The 23,041-nt window shown below is 68.2% G+C and carries 20 protein-coding genes; 19 read left to right on the top strand and 1 reads right to left on the bottom strand.

The features are described from left to right. Window positions 1–56: 56 nt before the first annotated feature. Window positions 57–1,319 (top strand): adenylosuccinate synthetase, encoded by a 1,263-nt coding sequence (locus JZ792_RS26730; RefSeq protein ID WP_254190406.1) that lies wholly within the window; start codon window positions 57–59, stop codon window positions 1,317–1,319. Between the two features lie 438 nt (window positions 1,320–1,757). After that, window positions 1,758–2,384, top strand: coding sequence for an NUDIX hydrolase (locus JZ792_RS26735; RefSeq protein WP_216914588.1), 627 nt, complete (start codon window positions 1,758–1,760; stop codon window positions 2,382–2,384). 10 nt (window positions 2,385–2,394) lie between these two features. Here JZ792_RS26735 and JZ792_RS26740 read toward each other — a convergent pair whose 3' ends face one another. Then, the gene (locus JZ792_RS26740) at window positions 2,395–2,721 is read right to left on the bottom strand and encodes a YnfA family protein (RefSeq protein ID WP_216914590.1); all 327 of its coding nucleotides are present in this window, start codon (window positions 2,719–2,721) and stop codon (window positions 2,395–2,397) included. A 212-nt stretch (window positions 2,722–2,933) separates the two neighbouring features. Between JZ792_RS26740 and JZ792_RS26745 the strand changes: the two genes are divergently transcribed. The 17 genes from JZ792_RS26745 to JZ792_RS26825 all read left to right on the top strand — a co-directional run bounded on the left by JZ792_RS26745 (window position 2,934) and on the right by JZ792_RS26825 (window position 23,029). Beyond that, entirely contained in the window at window positions 2,934–3,881 is a 948-nt protein-coding gene (locus JZ792_RS26745) for an alkaline phosphatase family protein (RefSeq protein ID WP_216914592.1), read from the top strand. Window positions 3,882–3,998: 117 nt separating this feature from the next. Further along, window positions 3,999–6,404 (top strand): RelA/SpoT family protein, encoded by a 2,406-nt coding sequence (locus JZ792_RS26750; RefSeq protein ID WP_216914594.1) that lies wholly within the window; start codon window positions 3,999–4,001, stop codon window positions 6,402–6,404. A gap of 317 nt (window positions 6,405–6,721) precedes the next feature. Then, window positions 6,722–8,323, top strand: a complete 1,602-nt coding sequence (locus JZ792_RS26755) for a cutinase family protein (protein ID WP_216914596.1) — start codon at window positions 6,722–6,724, stop codon at window positions 8,321–8,323. A 56-nt stretch (window positions 8,324–8,379) separates the two neighbouring features. Further along, entirely contained in the window at window positions 8,380–9,333 is a 954-nt protein-coding gene (locus JZ792_RS26760; protein ID WP_216914598.1) for a DUF8176 domain-containing protein, read from the top strand. A 16-nt stretch (window positions 9,334–9,349) separates the two neighbouring features. Continuing rightward, window positions 9,350–10,231 carry a MinD/ParA family ATP-binding protein gene (locus JZ792_RS26765; RefSeq protein WP_216914600.1) on the top strand — a complete coding sequence of 294 codons (882 nt, stop codon included), beginning with the start codon at window positions 9,350–9,352 and terminating at the stop codon, window positions 10,229–10,231. Window positions 10,232–10,368: 137 nt separating this feature from the next. Beyond that, a complete protein-coding gene (locus JZ792_RS26770; protein WP_232839978.1) occupies window positions 10,369–10,869 on the top strand; it encodes a hypothetical protein in 501 nt (166 codons plus the stop codon). Between the two features lie 58 nt (window positions 10,870–10,927). Further along, window positions 10,928–11,224 carry a hypothetical protein gene (locus JZ792_RS26775; RefSeq protein ID WP_109526826.1) on the top strand — a complete coding sequence of 99 codons (297 nt, stop codon included), beginning with the start codon at window positions 10,928–10,930 and terminating at the stop codon, window positions 11,222–11,224. Next, window positions 11,224–11,508 (top strand): hypothetical protein, encoded by a 285-nt coding sequence (locus JZ792_RS26780; RefSeq protein ID WP_109526827.1) that lies wholly within the window; start codon window positions 11,224–11,226, stop codon window positions 11,506–11,508. Before JZ792_RS26775 ends, JZ792_RS26780 begins: the two co-directional genes overlap by 1 nt. Window positions 11,509–11,536: 28 nt before the next feature. Continuing rightward, complete coding sequence (locus JZ792_RS26785; protein WP_254190403.1) at window positions 11,537–12,166, top strand: DUF8175 domain-containg protein; 630 nt, start codon at window positions 11,537–11,539, stop codon at window positions 12,164–12,166. Beyond that, window positions 12,163–12,975, top strand: coding sequence for a DUF8175 domain-containg protein (locus JZ792_RS26790; protein ID WP_216914602.1), 813 nt, complete (start codon window positions 12,163–12,165; stop codon window positions 12,973–12,975). The genes JZ792_RS26785 and JZ792_RS26790 overlap by 4 nt, the downstream gene beginning before the upstream one ends. Before the next feature lie 187 nt (window positions 12,976–13,162). Beyond that, window positions 13,163–14,629, top strand: coding sequence for a hypothetical protein (locus tag JZ792_RS26795; protein WP_109526830.1), 1,467 nt, complete (start codon window positions 13,163–13,165; stop codon window positions 14,627–14,629). Beyond that, complete coding sequence (locus tag JZ792_RS26800) at window positions 14,626–16,116, top strand: SCO6880 family protein (protein ID WP_109526831.1); 1,491 nt, start codon at window positions 14,626–14,628, stop codon at window positions 16,114–16,116. The genes JZ792_RS26795 and JZ792_RS26800 overlap by 4 nt, the downstream gene beginning before the upstream one ends. Before the next feature lie 7 nt (window positions 16,117–16,123). Then, window positions 16,124–18,394, top strand: coding sequence for a hypothetical protein (locus JZ792_RS26805; RefSeq protein WP_216914604.1), 2,271 nt, complete (start codon window positions 16,124–16,126; stop codon window positions 18,392–18,394). 79 nt (window positions 18,395–18,473) lie between these two features. Beyond that, on the top strand, window positions 18,474–18,782 hold the full coding sequence (locus JZ792_RS26810) for a transposase (protein WP_216914606.1): 309 nt from the start codon (window positions 18,474–18,476) through the stop codon (window positions 18,780–18,782). 11 nt (window positions 18,783–18,793) lie between these two features. Then, window positions 18,794–20,458: a peptidoglycan DD-metalloendopeptidase family protein gene (locus JZ792_RS26815; RefSeq protein WP_438804388.1), complete on the top strand. Its 1,665-nt coding sequence runs from the start codon at window positions 18,794–18,796 to the stop codon at window positions 20,456–20,458. Between the two features lie 116 nt (window positions 20,459–20,574). Next, on the top strand, window positions 20,575–21,099 hold the full coding sequence (locus JZ792_RS26820; protein ID WP_254190404.1) for a hypothetical protein: 525 nt from the start codon (window positions 20,575–20,577) through the stop codon (window positions 21,097–21,099). 43 nt (window positions 21,100–21,142) lie between these two features. Continuing rightward, window positions 21,143–23,029, top strand: coding sequence for a type IV secretory system conjugative DNA transfer family protein (locus tag JZ792_RS26825; RefSeq protein ID WP_216914610.1), 1,887 nt, complete (start codon window positions 21,143–21,145; stop codon window positions 23,027–23,029). Window positions 23,030–23,041 lie beyond the last annotated feature (12 nt).

The following is a 23,041-nucleotide window of genomic DNA, read 5'->3' on the forward strand; positions in this document are numbered from 1 at the left end:
ATGAAGGCACAGGGCGTGGACGGGTCGGGGGCAAAGGCACTGCCCGGCGGGTCGAGTTGAGCGGGGTGCGCGACGGGCACGTCATCGTCGTCGACCTCGGATTCGGCGACGCGGGGAAGGGCGCGACCGTCGACTGGCTGTGCTCGCGCGACGGCGGCGCACCGGTGTCGGCGGTCGTGCGATTCAACGGCGGCGCGCAGGCGGCCCACAATGTGATCGCCGAGGGCAGGCACCACACCTTCGCGCAGTTCGGATCCGGCACCTTCTCCGACGTGCCGACCCTGCTGTCGCGGCACATGCTGGTCGAGCCCATCGCACTGGCGGGCGAGGCGCGGCAGTTGGCGGCACTCGGTGTGGCCGATCCGTTGCGCCTGGTGCGGATCGACGGTCGCGCCCTGCTCACCACGCCCATCCACATCGCGGCGAACCGTGCGCGCGAGGACGCGAGGGGTTCTTCGCGCCACGGTTCCTGCGGACGTGGTATCGGCGAAACCGCCCGATACGCCTTGGAATTCGACGCACCGAGGGTGGAGGACTGCCTTCGTCCCTCGGTGCTGGCCGAGAAGTTGCGGCTGCTGGCCGCGCACTACGGTCCGCTCATCGCGCCCGGCGCGCACCGGTACGAGCCGATCGCGGATCTGGTCGACATGTACCGGGAATTCGCCGCGGCCGTGCGCGTCGTCGGCCCCGGCGAGCTCGCGGCCCTCGCGTCCCGGGGCAGGCTGATCTTCGAGGGCGCCCAGGGCGTACTGCTCGACGAATGGCGCGGTTTCCCTCCGCACACCACCTGGTCGACGGTGGAACCCGCCAACGCGCGCGCCCTCCTGGCCGAGATCGACGCCACGGCGTTCACCCTCGGTGTCACCAGGACCTATGCCACCAGGCACGGCGCGGGTCCGTTCCCGACCGAAGATCCCGAGCTGCGCGTTCCCGAACCGCACAACACCCACGGCCCCTACCAGGGATCGTTCCGTCGCGGCCACGCCGACCCCCTGCTGCTGCGCTACGCCGTGGCCGCCTGCGGTGGTGTCGACGGATTGGCCGTCACCCATCTCGACGCCCCGTCGACGGTGCGCGCCGCGACGGCCTACCGCACCGGCGACGGTGTACTCACCGACCTCCCCCCGAGCGCGGGCCGCGACCTGGACCGGCAGCGGCGGCTGACCGACCTGCTCTACGCCGCGGAACCGGTGCTCGCCGAATTACCCGCCGACCGGGTCGGCTGGTTCCACGAACAGACGGGGGTGCCCGTCGTGCTGACCTCCGACGGCGCGGACCGCGCCGCCCGTGTGGCGACGTCGGCTGTTTCCGTTCGCTGATTTCGGGACGGAATTCCCCGATGGCGAATCCGATGAACGGAATGGTTTCGCGTATGACTGTTCACGGAATTTTCACCCGCCGACGGAGGTAGAATTCCAAAGGCGATTTCCACGAGTTGGCGGCTCGGCTGCACTCCCCGCTGTCGGGCACGTGTTCGACACCCTGCGCGCAGCCGCGATATTCAATCAGCCCGAAGAAAGAATGTGCGCAGTGATATCGAGACATGTTCACAAGAATGACCTCGCCACCCGGCTGCGGAGCCCGGCCGAATCCGAACTCCGGATGCGAAACGATCTCGCGTGGCTGAAAGAGGCGATGCGAATCCTGCTGGACGACCGCGGACTTCCGCATCCGGAGGACAAGAAGGCCTGACCGGCCGCGTTCGGCCGGGGGGAGTCGGCGTCGCACGATGCTCGGATGCGGCAGGATAGTGCGCCGTGGAGCAATCGGTGGTTTCGGTCGACGTGGTGACGCTGCGCTTCTGGCCCGACGACGCCGGTGTGACGGTCGGTGTCGCCGCGCGCGAACACGAACCGTTCACCGGTGAGTTGGCGCTGCCCGGTGTGCTGCTCGGGCGCGGTGAACGGCTGGTGCTCGCGGCCCGTCGCGCGGTCAACACGAAATTGGGCGTTCCCGAGGCGGCGATCGGCGCGGTCGGGCAGTTGGTGACCTTCGACGAACCCAACCGCGACCCACGCGGCCCGACCCTGTCCATCGCCATGTGGGCGGTGGTCGGCACCCACGAAGGTCCGGCGCGGTGGGTGTCCTTCGACGATGTCCCGCCGCTGGCCTTCGATCACAATCGGATCGTCGAGGCCGCGCGCGGACATCTGTCACGTCTGCTCTGGAAGGATCTGCCGTTCACCAAGGCGCTCGCCGGCGCGGAATTCCCGGCCACGCGCGCCGTCGACATCAGTACCGCCCTGTCGGGCGCGCGCCCCGATCCGGCCAACCTGAACCGCACGCTCGCGGCCATCCCCGGCCTGGAACGCACCACCGAACGCCGTCGCACCAAGGCCACCGGTCGTCCGGCCGCCGTCTGGGCGTTCGAATCGGCCGAATGAGGTTCTAGGTTCAGCGCGGGGCGTACATGATCACCCCGACGCCCGCCAGACAGATCGCCGCGCCCAGGTAATCCCAGCGATCCGGCTGGAATTTGTCGACCACCATGCCCCAGGCCAGCGAGCCCGCCACGAAGACGCCGCCGTAGGCCGCGAGGATGCGGCCGAAGTTCGGGTCGGGCTGGAATGTCGCCACGAAACCGTATGCGCCGAGCGCGATCACGCCCGCGGCGATCCACAGCGCGCCGCGATCCTCGCGCCACCCCTGCCACACCAGCCACGCGCCGCCGATCTCGGCGACGGCGGCCAAGGCGAACAGCAGTAGCGAGCGGACGACCATGTGCCGAAGCTACCGCAGCGCCGGGCACCGGGCGGGTACCTGCCGTTCACGCGCCATATGCCTGCTGTCGACCGGTGTGTATAGCTGAAGGCTATCGAAAGTTCAGGTGGCGTTCAGCGAGACGACCCGGCGTCGCGCGGGCGATGAAACGTCGATGAACAGCGCGCCGACGGACTATCGGGGGCGGTGCCCGAGGCCGGATCGTTCGGGGTATGAACCGGAGGCAGTTGCTTTCGACCACCGCCTTGGCCGCGTGCGCGTTGCTCGGCACGGCCACCGGCACCGCCGCGGCGCGCGGCACGACGAACAAAGTGGTGCTGATCGGTATCGACGGTGTGCGCTACGACAGGATCCAACGGGCCGAGGCCCCGAACCTGTTGCGGCTCAGTGCGGAAGGGCTGCTGAGCCGCAGTTCGATCGCCCCGCACATCAGCGTCTCGGGCCCGTCGTGGGCCACCGTCCTGACCGGGGTGTGGGATCGCAAGCACGGCATCACCGGCAATATCTTCGACGCGACGCCCTTCACCCGATACCCCACCGTCTTCACCCAGCTCCAGCGCGCGAAACCCGCGCTGAAAACGCACTGCGTCGCGACCTGGGAGATGATCGCGGTGATGGCGGGCAGCGGCGATCCGCGCGCCGATGTCGTCGTCACCACCGCCCCGGTCCCCGACGATCCGGACGAATCGAAGATCGACGCCGCCACCGCCGACGGCGTCGTCACCGCGATCACCCGATTCGGTCCCGATTTCTGCTTCACCCACCTCGACCAGGTCGATCACGCGGGGCATTACGCGGGCGGCGCCCGGTCCAGGAACTATCGCGCCGCCATCGAGCGGGTGGACCGACTGGTCGGCCGTATCGTCGCCGCCGTCGACGCCCGCGCGGCGGCCGAACCGGGCGAATCCTGGACGATCCTGGTCACCACCGACCACGGTCACACCGCCGAAGGTGGTCACGGGGGGATGTCGGCCGAGGAGACCGCGACTTTCGTCATCGCGCGCGGACCCGATTTCCCCGCGGGTGTCAGCACCGACCGTTTCTGTCTGGCGGACCTGACGCCGACAGTATTGGACCTGCTCGGAGCGCCGCCCGACCCCGCCTCCGACGGGCGATCCATGCGCACCGCACCCTCCGAGCGACCGCTCGCGGGGCGCTAGTTCCACGCTCCCGCAACCGCACGCCCACGGATGTCGGCGTGCGGGACTAAAGTTGTGGTCTGGGCGGTTGCGGCGGTCCGATAGGGTGATCCGACCGCGGCGTGGAGAGGTGGTGGCATGACGCAACATCTGGACGAGGCGAATGTCGAGCAATCGGCGGCATCGGCCCCGTCGCAGGAGGGGACCCCGGCGACGTCCGAGACCGCTTCCGCGCCCCGTCCGACACCGAGCGCCCCGGCCCGCCCACAGGGCGCGTCGGCGGCCGTCCCCACTTCGGCCTCGCGCCGCGTCCGCGCCAGACTCGCCCGCCGGATGACCGGTCAGCGCGGCATCGCCGCGGTCAAACCGGTACTCGAACCACTGGCGACGGTGCATCGCGAGCTGTACCCGAAGGCCAATCTGACGCTGTTGCAGAACGCGTTCGACGTGGCCGACGAACGGCACGCGCACCAGTTCCGCAAATCCGGTGACCCGTACATCACCCACCCGCTCGCGGTGGCCAATATCCTCGCCGAACTGGGCATGGACACCACCACGCTGGTCGCGGCGCTGCTGCACGACACCGTCGAGGACACCGGATACTCGCTCGAGCAGCTGACCGCCGATTTCGGTCAGGAGGTGGCGCATCTGGTCGACGGCGTCACCAAACTCGACAAGGTCAACCTGGGTGCGGCCGCCGAGGCCGAGACCATCCGCAAGATGATCATCGCGATGGCGCGCGATCCCCGCGTGCTGGTGATCAAGGTCGCCGACCGCCTGCACAATATGCGCACCATGCGGTTCCTGCCGCCGGAGAAGCAGGCCAAGAAGGCCAAGGAGACGCTCGAGGTCATCGCCCCGCTGGCGCACCGCCTGGGTATGGCGACCGTCAAATGGGAGCTCGAGGACCTCGCGTTCGCGATCCTGCACCCGAAGAAGTACGACGAGATCGTGCGCCTGGTCGCCGACCGCGCGCCCTCGCGCGACACCTATCTGGCCAAGGTGCGCGCCGAGATCGTGAATACCCTTGCGGCGTCACGGATCGACGCGATCGTCGAGGGCAGGCCGAAGCACTACTGGTCGATCTATCAGAAGATGATCGTCAAGGGTAAGGATTTCGACGACATCCACGACCTGGTCGGTATCCGCATCCTGTGCGACGAGGTCCGCGACTGCTACGCCGCGGTCGGTGTCGTGCATTCGCTGTGGCAGCCGATGGCGGGCCGGTTCAAGGATTACATCGCCCAGCCGCGCTACGGCGTCTACCAGTCGTTGCACACCACCGTGGTCGGCCCGGACGGTAAACCGCTCGAGGTGCAGATCCGCACCCAGGACATGCACCGCACGGCCGAGTTCGGCATCGCCGCGCACTGGCGGTACAAGGAGACCAAGGGCAAGCACACCACCGACAGCACCGAGGTCGACGATATGGCGTGGATGCGCCAGCTCCTCGACTGGCAGCGCGAGGCCGCCGACCCGGCGGAATTCCTGGAGTCGCTGCGCTTCGACCTGCGGTCGCCGGAGATCTTCGTCTTCACCCCCAAGGGCGATGTCATCACGTTGCCGCAGAAGTCGACCCCGGTCGATTTCGCCTACGCCGTGCACACCGAGGTCGGGCACAAATGCATCGGCGCCAGGGTCAACGGGCGACTCGTCGCGCTCGAACGTCAGCTGGAGAACGGCGAAGTGGTCGAGGTCTTCACCTCGAAGGCGCAGAACGCGGGCCCGAGCCGGGACTGGCAGAACTTCGTCGTCTCCCCGCGCGCCAAGGCCAAGATCCGGCAGTGGTTCGCCAAGGAGCGTCGCGAGGAGGCCCTGGAGAGCGGTAAGGAGCAGATCTCCAAGGAGGTCCGCCGCGTCGGTCTTCCGCTGCAACGACTGATGAGCGTGGACGCGATGACCGCGGTCGCGCACGAACTGCACTACACCGACATCTCCACCCTCTACACCGCGGTCGGCGAGCACCAGGTCTCCGCGCACCACGTCGTCCAGCGGCTGATGGCCCAGCTCGGCGGCATCGGTGACGTGGAGAACGAACTCGCCGAACGCTCGACACCGTCGAGCACCCCGTCACGCCAGCGCACCACCGGCGACGCGGGCGTACTCATCCCCGGCGCCACCGGAACCGTGGCCAAACTGGCGAAATGCTGCACGCCGGTGCCGGGCGACGAGATCATGGGCTTCGTGACGAGGGGCGGCGCGGTCAGCGTGCACCGCACCGACTGCACCAACGCGGGCTCGCTGCAATCGCAGGCCGAACGGATCATCGAGGTGGAATGGGCCCCGTCCCCGTCCTCGGTCTTCCTGGTCGCCATCCAGATCGAGGCGCTCGACCGCACCCGGCTGCTGTCCGACGTCACCAAGGTGCTCGCGGACGAGAAGGTCAACATCCTGTCCGCCGCGGTCACCACGCACGGCGATCGGGTCGCGATCAGCAAGTTCACCTTCGAGATGGGCGATCCGAAACATCTGGGTCACCTGCTCAACGTGGTGCGCAACGTGGAGGGCGTCTACGACGTCTACCGCGTCACCTCGGCATCCTGATCGGTTTCCTGCGCCGGAACCGCACATCGGCCGCTCCGTTTTTCGGGGCGGCCGATTTCGTGCGATCCGGGTCACATCCGCCTCGGGTGTCCGATCGCGACAGGTATCGACCGGTCGTAAACTTGCCGACACTACACCGGTGCCACGCCGTCGCGCGATAAGTGTGGCACGGCGATTCGCGAAAACTTTTCGCTGCTTCGCCAGTCATAGCCGGAATCTGTTACCGTCTTAGGGGTTTCATGGCGTTGAAGTTGGCTGCGGCAACACGAGATTGATTGTGGTTCGCTATGACTGGGTACACGGCAAGGACATCGGGGATGCTGCTCGCACTCGCCGTCGCCTCGGCGTTCGTACCCGCCGGTTCCGCGGCCGCCGACCCGTCGAATCCCGTTGGGCCGCTGACGGATCTGTCGATCCGCACCTGCCCCGCCCTGTTCGCCCTCGGTGTCCAGGGCACCGGAGAGTCCTCTCCCGACGCCGCGCCGACCACCGACACCGGCATGCTCTCGACGGTGTTCAGCCCCATGATGGCCGCGGCGGCCGAACCGGGACTCGTCGACCGCGCCTATGTCCCCTACGAATCCGCGTTCGGGGGTATCGACGCCAAACGCGCCACCCCGTATACGGAATCGGTGGCCACCGGACTCGTCCGGTTGCGGACGATGGCCGCGCAGGTCGCGAGCCGATGCGCCGACACCAGATTCGCGCTCGTCGGATATTCGCAGGGCGCGCATGTCGTCTCGATGTTCGCGCAGGAGATCGGCAAGGGTTCGGGGGTGATCCCGGCCGAGAAGGTCGCCGCGGTCGCGCTGTTCGCCGATCCCACCCGCAATCCCGGCGCGCCGTTGTTCCCCGGCGCACCGGGCAAACAGACCCCCGACCCGGCTCCCGGCACCAGCGGTGCGCGCGTGGCCGAGGTGGCCGCGCTGCCGCTGACACCCGCGGACGGCGGCGGCATCGGCCCGGACCGGGACCGAGCGACCGATTTCGCCGCGCTCACCGGACGGGTCGCGAGTTTCTGTGCCGCAGGCGATTTGGCGTGCGACGCGCCGAACGGCGCGCCGGTGTTGCGCGCTGTCGCCAATGTCGCCGGACAGGCGACACTCAGCGGCGGTGACCCGATCGCCTCGCTGATGTCGATCTCGCAGGCGCTCGCCTACACCTCCATCAAGACGGTCACCGAGGTCGCCACCGAGGACGTCCAGGGCACCTCGCTGACGAATCTGTCCATCGCGCCGAAGAAGTCGATCTCCCAGCGCATCGCCGACGCCTCCGATCCGCGCGCGCCGATCGATCTCGCCGGCGCGGTCCAGGCGCTGCTGCGGGTCGGAATGATCGGACTGAACGCGGTGGCGAGCGTCGTGCGCACGGTGCTGAGCCCCGCCGCGATCTCCGAATTGGCCACCGCCGGTTTGTCGGACCCGGTCGCGGGACTGCTGCGCCTTGGCACCCGGCTCGCGGGCGCGATACCCCAACTGGTTCCGCCGACGACGGTGTCGCGCCTGGTCACGCAGTCCTACGACGCCGTCGTGCAGAACATCACCGACAACAGGGAACTGCTCGATCTCACCACCTGGGTGCGGTACTGGGACACCGTGCGCACCCACGGCGCCTACGGCACCGCGGCGGTGGCGGCCAACGGTGACGCGCCCACCCGCTACGTCGCGGACTGGCTGGCCGCGCTGGCGCGCGATCTCGCCGAGAAGTTCGGGCAGGGTGCCGCCGCTCAGGGTAGCAAGCCGGGACCCGGATTCTTCGGCAACAGTTCCGGCGCGTCGACTACGCCGAATTCCTCCGGTACGGGACAATTTCCGTTCGGGACAGGAGCCGATGGCGCCTCATCCGGCGGCGCGACCTCGATTCCGCCCACCGAGCGACCCGGAACCACCAACACTGCCTACCCGTTCTCCACGAACTGATCGCCGAGAGGTCCGACGATGCGACGCTACGTGCCCTGCGCTGCGGGAATGGGGGAATGTTGAACTCGTACAAAGATCTTTCGCGCTGGTACGGCGCGCTCGAACCGGACGCGGCGACCTCCGCTCCGGTGGCCGGGGACGACGCGATCGCGGAGCCGACGAACGAGGACGAACGCAGCGCCCGTTTCCCGGACTACATCCGTGAAGAGGACCCGGAGGAGTCGCGCGCCAAGGCCGAGGTACCGACGGATCTGCCCGCGCGGCGCAGTGAATTCATCGGCGGCTGGTCGGACTGGGTGGCCGACGACCACGCGCCGGGGCCCGACGACGACTACGACCCACGCTCAGGTGTCGCCGTGCGCTTCCCCTGGCCCGACGACAACGATGCCGATGACGATCCGGCCGAGGAACCGCCGTCGCCGCGCAACCGCTCGGCTCCGGCGTTGCGCGTCGCGGCCAAACAGCATCCGGCCACCCGGCGCGCGCGGGTGGTTCTGGTCCTGATCGTCGCGGTGCTGATGCTGATCGCGGCGGGCGTCGGCGCGCTGTGGCTGGTGCAGATGTCGGGGCAGCGCGGCGCCGCGGGCACCACGCCCGCGTCGATGCAGTTCACCGCGGGCAGCGCGCGTGCCGGTGGTCCGGCCGACTGCCCCACCGAACACGGTGTGAGCGTGCTGCGCAGCGCGGAGGCGGGCAGCACCGATTCCGGGCCGGATGTGGTGCTCGCCTTCCAATACGCCTACTACGTCGCGCGTTCGGGCGAACAGGTGCGCGCCGTCGTCGCGCCCGAGGCGCCGATCTCGTCACCGGAGGTGATCCAGCGCGGGATCGACACCGTTCCCGAGGGCACCACGCATTGCGTGCGGGTCGTCACGGTCACCGAGAACAGGTATTCGGTGGAGGTCACCGAATACCGGCCCGGTGGTGTGCCCGCCACGTACAACAAGCAGATGGTCACCACCGCGGTGATCGGCGGTCGCACCCTCATCACGGGTATCGCGGCCGGATGAAGGAGAGCTGAGAACGATGGGAGAGGACTGGAGCCGCTGGCTCGACGAGGCGCCCGAGGAGGGCGGACCGTCGGGTCGACAGGCACGTTCCAAGGCTCCGGTAGTACGGCTACGGCGCGGCAAACGGGACGACGACGGTATCGACGGTGAACCCGCGCAGCGCCCGATCCTGGTGGTCGGCGGTTGCGGCGGCGCGGGAACCACGACCACGGCGCTCGGCATCGCCGGTGAACTCGCCTCGGCGGGTACCCCGACCGTCGCGGTGGACGCGACGGCGGCGGGCAGCGATCTGGCACTGCGGGGCGCGGACGAACACCTGCATCCGATCAGCCTGCAATCGTGGCTGTACGGGCGTGGCGACGACCAGCCTGCCCCGCTCAAGGAGTGCCTGTCGCTGGCGACGTCGGGGATGGGACTGCTGTGGCGCGACGCCGCGCCGCTGCGCCGCAGAGCGACATACCTCACCGTGGCGCGGGCGGTCGACGAGGCAGGCTTCACCGCGGTGTACGACGGCGGGAACCCGATTGCCGGACGTCAGCTGCGTCCGTTGCTCGATGACGCCGATGTTGCTCTCGTTCTTGCCATTCCGGCGCGCAGCGACGCCGCCAACCGGCTGCGGGTGACCCTGGAATGGCTCGATGACCAGTTCGGCGATTCGAGCGAGGGGCCGGGCACCGGCATCGTCGGAGACACCACCATCGTTGTCTCACATCAGCATCCGGGGTTCGACTCACGTGTTGCCGATCATTTGCGAGAACATCTCTCCGGGTGGGTGCGCGAGATCAGGGAAATTCCCTACGATCCGCATCTGGCCCGCGGCGAACTGGTCGAGCACGCCGCACTCGCCGAGGAGACGCGCCGGGCATACGCACGCCTGCTGGCCGGGGTGGCATCATGACCGCAGCTATGAAACTTCGTCGCAAACACGACCCTCAACCGGCGGGGGTGGTGGCGCCTCCCGAGTCGAGACGCGCACCGGTATGGGAGCGTCCGGTACCCGGTGTCGGTCGGGCGCCACTGGTCTGGTTGCTCGGTGTGCACGGCGGTGCGGGAGCCACTACGCTCGCGCATGTGCTTGCGCCCGCGGCGGATTCGAGCCGCCGCTGGCCCGGCGTCTTCGAGCGTGAATCCCCCTTTGTCGTGCTGGTGGCCAGGGAGACGATCGCCGGGCTGACGCGTGCCCACGATTTGCTGCGGCAGCATCATTTCGGTTTCGGCGGGCCTTCGGAGGTCATCGGACTGGTCACCGTCGCCGCCAGACCCGGCCGGATTCCGCCGGAGATCCGGCGTTATCGCGAGGTGGTCGGGTCGCTGGCGGGGCCGATGTGGCAGGTGCCGTGGTACGAGGAATGGACGCTGGTCGAGCCCGAGCAACTGCCGACATGGTCGCCCGGCGATCCGATGCCGGAGAAGAAGCGCAAGATCGACCCGCTCGAGGAGGTCCCGCTCGAGGTTCGCGAGCTCGGCACCGATATTGTTGCCGTCGTCCGTGAAAAGCTCGATGCCAGTTCGTCTTTCGATGAGGAGGAGCCGTGATGGCGTGCATCGTGTCGATGTACAGGGCGTTGATTCACACTTCCCGGGAAGGTAGCCGATGAGCATGTTGCTGTTCGCCGCGCAGGACACCTACGGCGCCGTCCTCGCGCAGGTCGGGAATCCGACGCCGGAGGCGCCTCCGGGCTCGGAGAAGATCCTGCAACTCGTGCGGTACCTCACCTGGTTCGTCCTGCTGTCCGGAATCTGCGGCATCGTGTACGCGGGCGGCAAATTCGCGTGGGAGCGGTGGACCGGCGGCGGTCTCGAATCGCCGAAGATGGTCGCCGGAGCCATGATCGGCGGTGTCGTCGCGACGAGCGCGGGCACCATCATGAACGCCGTCATCGGTACCTGATGTCGACCATGTCCGACGTGCGACTCTCGGCGAGCGAGCTGCTCGCCTACAAGCAGATGCCCTCCGATGTACTCGAACCGCTGATGCAGTTGCTGAATTGGCTGCTGTGGTTTGTGCTGTTGGTCTGCCTGGCGTGGATGATCCTGTCCGCCGGCCGGTTGTGGATGGCCTTCCGCAGCGATATGGCGATCAACGACGCCACCCACGGTGTCGTGATGAGTTTGATCGGCGCTTCGGTGGCGAGTACCGCCTCCGGAATCGCGTTGGCGTTCCTGCCGACGTGAGCCGGCATCTGACGGGGACGGATCCGACATGAATTCCACAGTGATGCGCTCGCGCGCGGTGGGCGTCTTCGGCGTCGCGCTGTTCGCGGTCGCGGGCTGCGGCGGCTGCGAAGCCGACGGAGACGGCGCAACGGCGCCGAATCCGGCCGCGGCGCCGACCGATGTGCGGTGGCAGGACTTCCAGGGCGTCGTGCTGCCGCGAACCGCGCAGGGGCCCCGGTCGATCACCGACGGCGCCGCCGTCGACTTCGACCGCAACCCGCCCGGGGCCGCGGTGGCCGCCATCACCCATACGGTCCGGCTGTCGGTGGCCACCGACAGCCAATGGGCGAAGGTGGTGGCCGGGGAGGTCCTGCCCGGCGCCGCGCGCGACGAGTGGTCGGTGAACCGGCTACAGCTGTCGATCACCGGACCCGCGGCACCGGAGTACGCGCCGAGGCTGCTCGGCTACAAGATCACCGAATACACCGATCAGGTGACCGCGGTGGATATCTACACCGAATATTCCGACGGTTCGAAGGCGGTGAACCACACCACCGTCGAATGGTTCCGGCAGGACTGGAGATTACGACTGCCCGGCCCGGACTCGACCGCGAGGCCGGTCGAGTCCATCGACGAATTACCCGACGACATCGTGACATTGGAGGCACCGCAGTGAGTCAGAAGGAGCCCTACGCCCGCTCGGGTGTCTCCTTCGGTGCCATCGCGTCCGCGGCCCTGCTGGCACTGATCCTGGTGGTCGGCATCGTCATGTGGATCGGAAACGACGATGCGGACGGCGGTGACGGCGGCGGTGTCGCCGCCACCACCGGCGGTGAGGGTTTCGCCGAACCCGAGGTCGATATCTTCGGCAGGCGCATCGATGTTCCCAACAATCCTGCCGGACAACCGCTTTCGCAGGATCCGGCCCGCCAGCGCAAACCCACCGATTCGGACTGGCTGACCGCCGCGCCCGAGGGCACCGACGCCCCGCGCGGCTGGCAGAAGGTCTACGGCGCGTCGGTGCCCTTCTCCACCTCCGACGGACCGACCCGGCTGGAAGACGGTCTGGCCGTTGGCTATTCGCATACCCCGCAGGGCGCGGCGCTGGCGGCGGCGCAGATCACCTACCGGATCAACGCCCGCCCGGCCGATCGCGAGCTGTATCTGCGCCAGGTCCGTGTCTCCGCCGCGCAGATCGCGGCCTACGACAAGGCGCTCGACGAGGACCGTCTCCCGAAACAGCAGCCGGAGCGCATTACTCGCTACTTCGTCGCTCCCGACGCTTTCAAGGTGGAGAACTACGCCGACGATCTCGCCATCGTCCGATTCGCCTCGCGCGGACAGGTGATCGACGGTAAACAACTGTGGGCCGCACTGCGTTTGGTGATGGTCTGGGACGCGGGGGACTGGCGACTGAAGCCGTCCGCGTCCAGCGGAGCCCCGACCGAGTTGATCGAGTCGATCGAAGGGTGGACCGCATGGTGAGCCGGTGTCAGCAGGCCGCGACCGTCGAGTTCGCGAGAAAGGCCCGAGTAACAGTCGACGGCCGACCGGTACGGGCGGGCATGTGCCCGACGGTCGTGCGGCGGGACAGCGAGGGGAAGGTCCGCCCGGTGACAGGCGAAGAGCAAGTCCATATCGAGTCCCTGCGAGATATCGAGGGGTGGACACAATGGTGAGGCGAATTCTCACGATCTTCGCGGTGATCTTCACCGTGATGATCGCGACGCCGACGGTGGCCTACGGCCAGACCTACGGTTTCGACGATACGTGCAACGAAATCCACGACACGCTCGACGATGTCGGACTCCCGGGGATCTCCCTCGGCGACGCGGCCTCGGCCGCCTGCAAGGCGGGCAATGCCGCGTCCCATCCCGGCGACGCCGCGACCGCCGTCAAGGACAAGGCGTGGGACTCGACCTTCGGCAAGGTCGTCGACTCGTTGATGAAGGGTCTCGGCGAGGCCATCATCCTGGCGTTGACGTTCTGGATGAAGGTGCCCAACGAGGCGGCCAGCGATAACGGCTCGCTGTTCACCAAGATCAACGACTACACCTATCAGATACAGATATTGCTGCTCATCGCCTCGGTCATCCTGACCGGCGCGCGTCTGGCCGAGGCCAGACGCGGGGCCGCGGTGAGCGAGGCGGCCGAATCGTTCCGCATGTTCGCCCGGGTGGTGTTCAGTTCGTGGATGCTCGGGGCGATCATCGTCGCGGGCACCCAGGCCTCGGATCGCTTCTCCGAGTGGGTCATCACCGACGCCACCAACGGCAATGCCAAGGATCTGGCGGAGCTGATGGTGAAGACCAGTAAGTTGCAGGCGTTCTCGCCGGGCCTGGTCCTCATCATCGCGATCGTCGGCCTGCTCGGGGCGCTCGCGCAGATCGTGCTCGCCATCGTGCGCCAAGGGCTGCTGCTCGTCGCGGCGGGCGTGCTCCCGCTGGCGGCCGCCGCCTCGGGCATGAACACCGGCAAGCAGTCCTATCAGAAGCTGATCGGCTGGATCATCGCCTTCATGCTGTACAAGCCGGTCGCGGCGATCGTCTACATGATCGCGTTCATGACCGCGGGGCATGTCGACGGTCTGACCTCGACCACGGCGCTGCCCGAAGCCGAAGAGGCACAGCGCATGCTGGTCGCCATCGTGCTGCTGTGCAGCGTCGCGTTCGTGCTTCCCGCGCTGATGCGCCTGGTCACCCCCGCCGTCGCGATCGTCGGCTCCGGTGGTTCCGGTCTGACCGCGGCGGGCGGCACCCTGATCGGCGCGGCGGCGCTCGGCGCGATGGGCACCAAGGCCGTGGCCGTGAAGTCCACCGCGGGCGCGGGCGCGCCCGGCTATGTCACGGGCGGCGGCGGCCCGCGTCCGGGCGGCGCGGGGCCGCGCCGCGGCGGCCGTCCGGTACCGCCACCACGCGGTGGCGGCGGCGGAAGCGGCGGTGCGCTGCCACCGCGCGCCTCCGGTGGGCAGGCCCAGGCCGGAGTACCCTCCGGTGCGTCGAGGGCCGCGGGACGCATCGGCGCCGCCCGCGCCGCGAGCACCGGATTGAACCGGGCCGACGAAAGCATGGGCGATCTCGCCGGTGACCGCTGGGCGAATCGTTCGCCCGACCTCGGGAGGAGCACCATTCCGCGATGACGATGACCGACACCTACGAGCGCCGTTCCTACGGCCTCTGGCAGAAGCCCCGCAGCGCAGGTCTTTTCGGCCTGCGCTGGGAGGAGACAGTCATCGGCTTCGTGGTCGTGATCACGGCGCTGATCACCGCGATGGTCGGTGGATTCCAGTGGGGTCTGATCGTCGGCGGCACCGGCGTGGTGATCATGGTTCCACTGGTGTGGCGGACCGGGGGCCGCTCCGGATACGAGACGGGATTGATGATGTTCAACTGGATGCGTTCACGCAACAACGGTGAGCACGTGTATCGGGGTGGCCGGTTCTCGCGGGTCCCCGGCGGCGTCACCCGCCTGCCGGGTCTGCTCGCCCCGTCGAAGTTGTACGAGGGAATCGACGCGGGCGGTTACAGCTTCGGCATGATCCACCTGCCGCAGTTCGCCCAGTACACCGTCGTGCTCCGGGCCTGGCCGCAGGGCCACGAGGCCGTCGACCAGCCGGTCATCGACCGCTGGGTCTCCGCGTGGGGCACCTTCCTCGCCTCGGTCGGTCAGACCAGCGACATCATCGCGGTGGTGCCCGTCATCGACACGGTGCCGGAGACCGGAAACCGCTTGCTGACCGAGGTTTCCACCATCACCCGGCCGGAAGCGCCCGACCTCGCCCAGCAGGTCATGTACGAATTGGCGACCGAACTGCCGCAGGAACGGGTGCAGTTGCTGCCGCGGGTCGCGATCACGTTCAAGGCGACCACCGCCGAGCGCCGCAAGAATCCGGCCGAGGAGGCCGTGGAGATCGGCCGCAGGCTGCCCGGCATCTGCGCCGCGCTCGCCGAGGCCGGTGTGCGCGCGCAGCCCATGTCGGCGGACGAGGTGATCTCGTTCATCCGGCGTAGTTACGACCCGGCCTCCCAGGCCGATCTCGAGGTCGCCTCCTCCGAACCCGATGGCCACGGCCTGGATTGGGCCGACGCCGGGCCGGTCTCGCACGACGAGAAATGGGATCACCTGATCCACGACGGCGGCCGCTCGGTCACCTGGGAGATGGACGCCGCTCCCGAGGGCGCGGTGGACGAGCGGGTGCTGCAACGCCTGCTCGCGCCGAATCCCGAAGTGCCGCGCAAGCGCATCGCCATCGTGTACCGGCCGCATTCGGCCGCCGACGCCGCCGAGATCGTCGACGACGATTTCAAGAACGCGCTGGTGGCCCAACAGAGTGAACGCGGTGTCGTCTCGGCCGCCGCGACCCTGCGGGTGGGCGCCACCCAGCAGGCACGTGAGGAACAAGCCCGGGGTCACGGTGTGACCCGCTTCGGAGCCCTGGTGACCATCACCGAGCCCCTGCGCGGCGATCTGCCGCGTATCGAAGCCATCACTCGCGACCTGTCCACACAGGCGCGACTGAAGATCCGGCGGTGCTACCGCTACCAGTCCGCGGCCTTCGCGGCCTCGCTCGGGTGCGGAGTCATCCTGCCGGAACACGCGACAATTCCGAAGGCATTGGCGGGGTGAGTGATTCATGGCACGTGAGAACGAGCCACCGGTGCACGACCGCGACGGCATCCCGGTCCGGCGCGGCGGGCGCCCCGGCGTGGAGGACCTGCCCGACCGGGCCGGGCGACCGGCGCGGAGCGTGAGCGGCGACGATCGGTCCGACGTCGGGGAGATGTCCGATCGGGAGCGGAGGGCGTCGCGCGACGCGGCCGAGCGACGGGGGCGTCCCGGGGCCGGGCGGGCCGACGCTGTCCGTGCCGATCGGGCGCATGCCGAACGTGAACGAGCGGAACGGGTCAGAGCGGAGAACCGGCGCGCGTCGGCGCCGCGCTCGGAGTACGACGGATGGGCGGAACGTCCGCGTCAGGGCACCGCCCGTCCCGATCGCGGTGCGCCGCAGCGCCAGGACCGACTGCCCGCCCGCCCGGACCGGGTCGGGCCGCAACGTCCCGATCGCGGTACCGCGCAACGTAACAGCGGGCGGTCCGGTCGTGGGGGGCGCCAGGACAAGGCCGATTACACCGCCGACCGCGCCATGGGAACACCGCCCATGGACAAGGCCGCGCGTCGCGCGAAGGCCAAGGCGGACAAGCGCAAGACCTCGGGCCCACAGCTGCTCGACGACGTCACCAGGTCCAAACTCGAACAGATCAGCCGCGAGGGTTCCGGTCTGCGCGCGGCATGGGCGACCTTCCGCGTGCGCACCGACGACATCCGCCGCCGCAACTTCGCCGCGCGTGCCGAACAGGTCTACGAGGACGGTTTCGACCGCAGCACAGCGCAACTCACCGATCGCGGGTACGCGGGGCCCGGCGGTGGACGGATGAACGTCGTCGGCCGCCCGGTCGAATACCGGGCGACCACCGCCCAGGTCGCGGGGTTGTGGCCGTGGTCGGTTGGCGCGGGCGCGCCGCTGATCGGGACACCGCTCGGCTCGCACCTGCACACCGGCGCGCCGGTGTGCTTCGATCCGATGAACTGGTTCCTGCGCGGCAGTTTCATCACCGCGCCGAGCCTTTTCGTGCTGGGGCTCAACGGTTTCGGCAAATCCTCGCTGGTGCGCCGGATCGTGCTGGGCGGAATCGCCCAGGGCATCACCCCGCTCATTCTGGCCGACGTCAAACCGGACTATCGCAAGATGGTCGAACTCGTCGGCGGCCAGGTCATCGACCTGGGTTACGGCCACGGCAAACTCAATCCGCTCGCGGCGGGCGTGCTCGGTTCGGTGGTGCCGCGTCTCGACGATTTGCCGGCGCTGCAACTGCAAGTGCTACAGGATCTGCGGGCCCGCCAGGTGACATTGATCGCGGGCTTGGTCGAACTCGTGCGTGGCGCGCGGGTGCGCGACTACGAGGAGACCCTGATCGCCACCGGTCTGCGCATCCTCTACCAGCCCGGCAGCGGTTACACCCCGGATCAGCCGCCGATCATGGAGAACCTGCTCGAGGTGATCGTCGCGGGCGGCGAGGAACTCATGCTCGACGCGGGCGCCGACGATCCGAGCGAATACCAGAACGCCATCAAGGGTTTGCGCCGTTCGCTGCGCGCGCTGACCCAGGGCCCGTTCGGCGCGATCTTCAACGGGCAGACCTCGGTGCCGATCGATACCAGCGCCGTCGCGGTCTGTATCGACGTCTCGCACATCCCGACCGGCGACAAGAAACTCAAAGCCGCGGTCATGCTCGCGTGCTGGGCCGACGGTTTCGCCTCGGTCGAGGCCGCGCACGTGCTCGCCGACGCCGACCTCGGCCCGCAACGGTACTTCCAGGTCGTGATGGACGAGTTGTGGCAGGTGCTCGGTCTCGGCGATTTCATGGTCGACCGGGTCGACGAACTGACCCGTTTGCAGCGCAGTATCGCGACCGCGCTCATCATGATCAGCCACACGATCAAGGATCTACAGTCCCTCGGGTCCGAGGGCGCCATCGCCAAGGCGCTGGGCTTCCTCGAACGCGCTCGTGCCAAGATCTTCGGCGCGTTGCCCGCGGAAGAGGTCAAACGCCTCGACAGCATCGTGCCGTTCACCTCCGCCGAGGAGGAGATGGTGACCGGCTGGTCTGCGCCGCAGGCGTTGACCGGTGAGGCGCTCAAACCGGGCCAGTTGCGGCCGTCGCCGCCTGGCACCGGAAAATTCCTGCTGAAGATCGGTGAGGACCGTCGGCCCGGCATCCCGTTCCATATGGAATTCACGGTGTCGGAGAAGGAGAGCGGGATCCACGACACCAATCAGCGCTTCAGCGAGTTCACCGAATCCACCACGCGCGGTTCGGATTCGCCGAGTGGGAGCGCCGCATGAGGTTCCGGCCGGGATACGCGGTGTCCATGCGGTGCCGCGTGTCCTCGCGGCCGGAGCCGGGCGGTGCGGGGAGTGTCCGATGATGCCGCACCGGTCCTATCGCCGGGTATCGCCGGAGGTCCGCAAGGCCGCCGTGGAACAGGTGCTCGCGCTGACCGGCACGCTCAGTAGCGAATCCGAGGCGTGCCGGATGGTCGCCGATCAGATCGGCGTGCACGCCAATTCGGTGCGCAACTGGGTCCGTGCCGCCGAAGGGCCGGGACTGGAGCGGATGGACGCCACCGCGCTGCGCCGCAAAGTCGCTCTGCTGCAACAGCAATTGGCCGCGGCCGCCGAGATGAACCGAACCCTTGCCGACACCCTGAACGAATCCCGCCGTCGCACGTGAGCGCCAAAGGCATGCTCTGGGGGGTGATGGGCGTCGTGGTGGCGCTGATGGCGGTGGTGCTCGTGGTGATCATGCCCTCGGTCGACGACCCGTGCGAAGGTATGTCGGTGCTCGGATCGCAGTCGGCGCTACCGCCGCTCGGCGGTTACCCGCAGGGCGATCCACGCGCGTCGACCGCCGCTGCCGCCCCGTCCGGTTCCGCCACGGCGACCTCGGCGAACCCCGCTGTCACCGCGACCCCTTCGCTGGCGGCAGGCGTCGGCGCGATCCGTCGCGTGCTGCCGCTGGCGACCGGAACGTTCACCGTCTCCGATGTGTTCGGTTCACGCGGGGGCGATCACAAGGGCATCGATATGGCGGCCGTCGACGGCACGCCGATCTTCTCGGTCTCCGACGGCAGGGTCGTCGCGGCAGGGCCCGCGTCCGGTTTCGGCAACTGGATCGTGGTCGACTCGATCGACACCAACGGCCGCGGCTATTCGGCCGTCTACGGACATATGTGGGACGCGGGCGTGATGGTGCGCGTCGGCGAGACCGTGCGTGCGGGACAGCAGATCGGACTGGTCGGATCCGCGGGCGAATCCAGCGGTGCCCACCTGCATTTCGAGATCGTTCCCGGTGGCCGTTTCACCGGCGGCAGGCAGATCGATCCGGTGCCGTGGCTCGACGGCGCACCGACCCCCGATCTCGGCGGCGCGCAGTGGTATTCCACCGATCCGCGATGCAGCCTCGGCTTCGGCAGCGCCGGTGGCGCGCTCGCCTCGGGCAAGGTGCCGGAGGAACTCGAGATCTGGTACCGCCGAGCCGGTTCGATCTGCCCGCAGATCACCTCGTCGCTGCTCGCAGCCCAGGGCCGCCAGGAATCGGGTTTCCGTCGCGGCGCGACCTCGCCCGCGGGCGCGCAGGGCCTCGCGCAGTTCCTGCCCGGCACCGCGGCGAGTACCAATCCCGACGACGGTAAGCCCTATGTCATCGACGCCGACGGCAACGGTGTGGCCAGCGTGTGGGACGACGGTGACGCCATCATCGGCCAGGGCCGCTACATGTGCGCGATCGCGCACAAGATCGAGCGGTGGCAGGCGGAGGGACGGGTGCAGGGCGATCTCACCGCGCTGTCGCTTGCCGCCTACAACGCGGGCGAGGGCGCGGTACTGGCCTCGGGCGGAATGCCCAACCAGGTCGGCGCGCACTATTCCGAAACCCAGCCGTACGTGCGCAATATCCTCACCATGGAACCGCAGTATCGCGCGCCCGGCTCCACCGGCCGCTTCACCCCGGGCGAGGACGACGCCGGTACCCAGATCGTCGAGGCCGCGCACGACTGGCTCGGCACCCCGTATGTGTGGGGCGGCGGTGGACCGCAGGGTCCGAGCGGCGGCGGACTCGACGGACCCGGCCTGACCTCCGCGGCGGTCTTCGCGGCATCCTCCGGCGCGGTCACACTGCCGCGCACCGCCGAACAGCAGTGGGAAGCGGGCTCCGAAGTGCCGTTGAGCCGGGCGAAACCGGGAGATCTGGTGTTCAGCTCTTTCGGTCCACGCGGCCCGGCGCAGGTCGGAATCTACGCGGGGGAGGGCAGGATGATCCAGTCCGCTCCCGCCGCACCGGGCCGAGGCGGTGGCGGGGTCGGCGAAACGGCGATACCGGGTGACGCGCGGGCGAGGAGGGTGCTGTGAATGTAGAGCGGAAAAGCGAACATGCGCTGCGATACCCGGCGTTCGGACCGCGACGTGGCGGCCCGCGACGGTTAGCCTGGAAGATACACGGAAGAGCACGCGCGAAACTGGTGGTGATGCTGGTGGTGAGCGTAGCGACGCTGAGCGCGGCATGCGGAAGCGACAGCGACGGGCCGGATTCCGGCGCGGCGGATCGGGTCACGTCGACGACCCGGTTGCTCGAGGCCGCGCCCGCACCCGATCCGGTGACCCCCGACGGTGTCGCGGTCGCGGCGCTGAAGGAGATCTACACCTGGCAGCCCGCCGCCGAGCCCCAGGGCTCGTCGCTGGCCAGAGCCCGCAAATGGCTCGGTCCCAGCCTGATCCGGGTGCTCGACACCTCCGCCGCGGCGACCGAGACGCCGCGCCAGTCGTTGCGGTGGTCGGATTGGGCGAAGGCGAAAGCCACCGTCCAGGCCTTCACCTTCGCGTCGGGGGAGCGTCCGCCCGCGGGCGCGGACCCGAACACCGAGCAGTACAAGATCGGGATAGAGCAGACCGTCGTCTACCCGGACGGGCGCAAGGAGGAGTTGCCGCCGAGCACGGTCATCGCGACCGTCGTCCGCACGGCCGAGGGCTGGCGGCTCGACGCGTTCCGCTGACACCGCATCATTCACCACCGCAAGGCAATTCGAGGAGGCACAGATGGCAAAGAAGAAGCCGGTGAAAGATCCGGCCGCGGTCGGACCCGATCTCGGCCTGTACGCCGTCTACGCCGCCGCCGCGGTGTTCGCGACACTGCTGCTCGCCCTGCACCTGGGCAACGCGCTGTCGTCGCCACGCCAGGACGTCCCGGTCAATCCGATCGAGATCATCGCGAAAATGGCACGGGGACAACTGAAATGGCCCGTCGCCGCCACGGTGATCGTGCTGCTCGTCATCGCGGTGGGGGTGATCTACCTGCTGACGCGTAAACAGTCCAAGACCCGAGCGTCCAAGGGCAGACTCCCGGTCGATGACAAAGCCGATGTGATGGGTAACGGCGGTGCGATCGCGTCGCTGACCGAAGCGGGGGTGCGGGAGAAGGCGGCACAGCTCGGGATTCGGCTCGGGAGTCAGGACACACCCGGTGTGCCGATCGGTATCGGCGTCGCCGATGGCGCCATGTTGTACGGGTCGTACGAGGATCTGCACATCGACATCTGGGGTCCGCGCCAGGGGAAGTCGACCTCCCGCGTGATTCCGGCCATTCTCACCGCGATCGGCCCGGTTCTGGCCACCTCCAACAAGCGTGACGTGGTCGACGCGACCCGTGATGTGCGGGAGGCGAAGGGGAGTCCGACGTTCGTCTTCGATCCGCAGGGTGTGGCGGCGGAGGAACCGACGTGGTACTGGAATCCGCTGGATTGGGTTGACCCCAAACAGCCGGGTTTCGAGATGCGCGCGGCTCGGCTGGCGGGACACTTCGCCGACAGTGACGACGGTTCCGATGCCAAGGGTGACGCGTTCTTCGACCCGGAAGCCGAGGATCTGCTCGCGGGGCTGTTCCTGGCCGCCGCTGTCGGGAAGGAGCCGATCACCCAGGTGTGGTACTGGGTGACCCATCCTCGCGATGAGACCCCCATTCAGCTGTTGCGCAGTGCCAAGCATGATTTCAGCGCCGACGGTTTGGCCGGCCAGTATCAGGCCGACGAGCGCACGCGCAGTGGCGTTTTCGGTACGGCGAAGAAGATGGTCCGCTGCCTCAAGCTGACCAATGTGCACGCTTGGGTCACCCCTGGTGAGTCGGTGCTCAATGATGGGCGCACGGTTCACCGGCGGCCGTTCGACGAATTGAAATTCATCAAGGCCAATGGCACCTTGTACAGCTTGTCGCTGGAGGGACGCGGATCCGCCGCGCCGCTGGTGAGTGCGCTCACCGAAGCGGTGATCGATGTCGCGATGAAGGAAGCATCCAGGTCCCGCGGCGGACGGCTCGACATACCTCTGCTCGCGGTCCTGGACGAGGCAGCGAATGTAGTGCGCTGGAAGGATCTTCCCAAGCAGTACAGCCACTTCGGGTCACGGGGCATTGTCGTCATGACAGTGCTTCAATCGTGGGCGCAAGGGGCGCGGTGCTGGGGTGAGGATGGTATGGCAGCGCTGTGGTCGGCGGCGAACATCAAGGTGCTCGGTAGCGGTGTCGATGACACCAATTTCTTACGCGATCGCTCCGAGGCACTCGGCGAATATGACGCGATCTCGCAGTCGATGTCCGAATCTGCGAGCGGCAAGAGCTATTCGCGTTCACTCGGGTCGTCCAAGACGTTCTCGGTGAATGGCCTCGCGACGTTGCCACGAGGCCGGGTCATCGTCTTCTCGTCGGGTGCGCCGCCGGTGCTGGTTCGCACGGTGGCGTGGTGGGAGAGCGAATACTCAGCCGAGGTCGAACAATCCATCAAGAGGCACGATCCGGCGCGTAAGACCGAGATCGCCGACATCATCGGATCACCGGCACTGGATAAATCGACGCTACGAGACGAGTCTCCGTCATTGGTCAAGTCGACACCGCCGCAGGATCATGGTCAGCCAGAGGAGGCACGGCCGCTGTGACCAACGAAGAAC

Origin of the sequence: Nocardia noduli, from assembly GCF_019038455.1 — a bacterium.
Taxonomy (GTDB): domain Bacteria; phylum Actinomycetota; class Actinomycetes; order Mycobacteriales; family Mycobacteriaceae; genus Nocardia; species Nocardia noduli.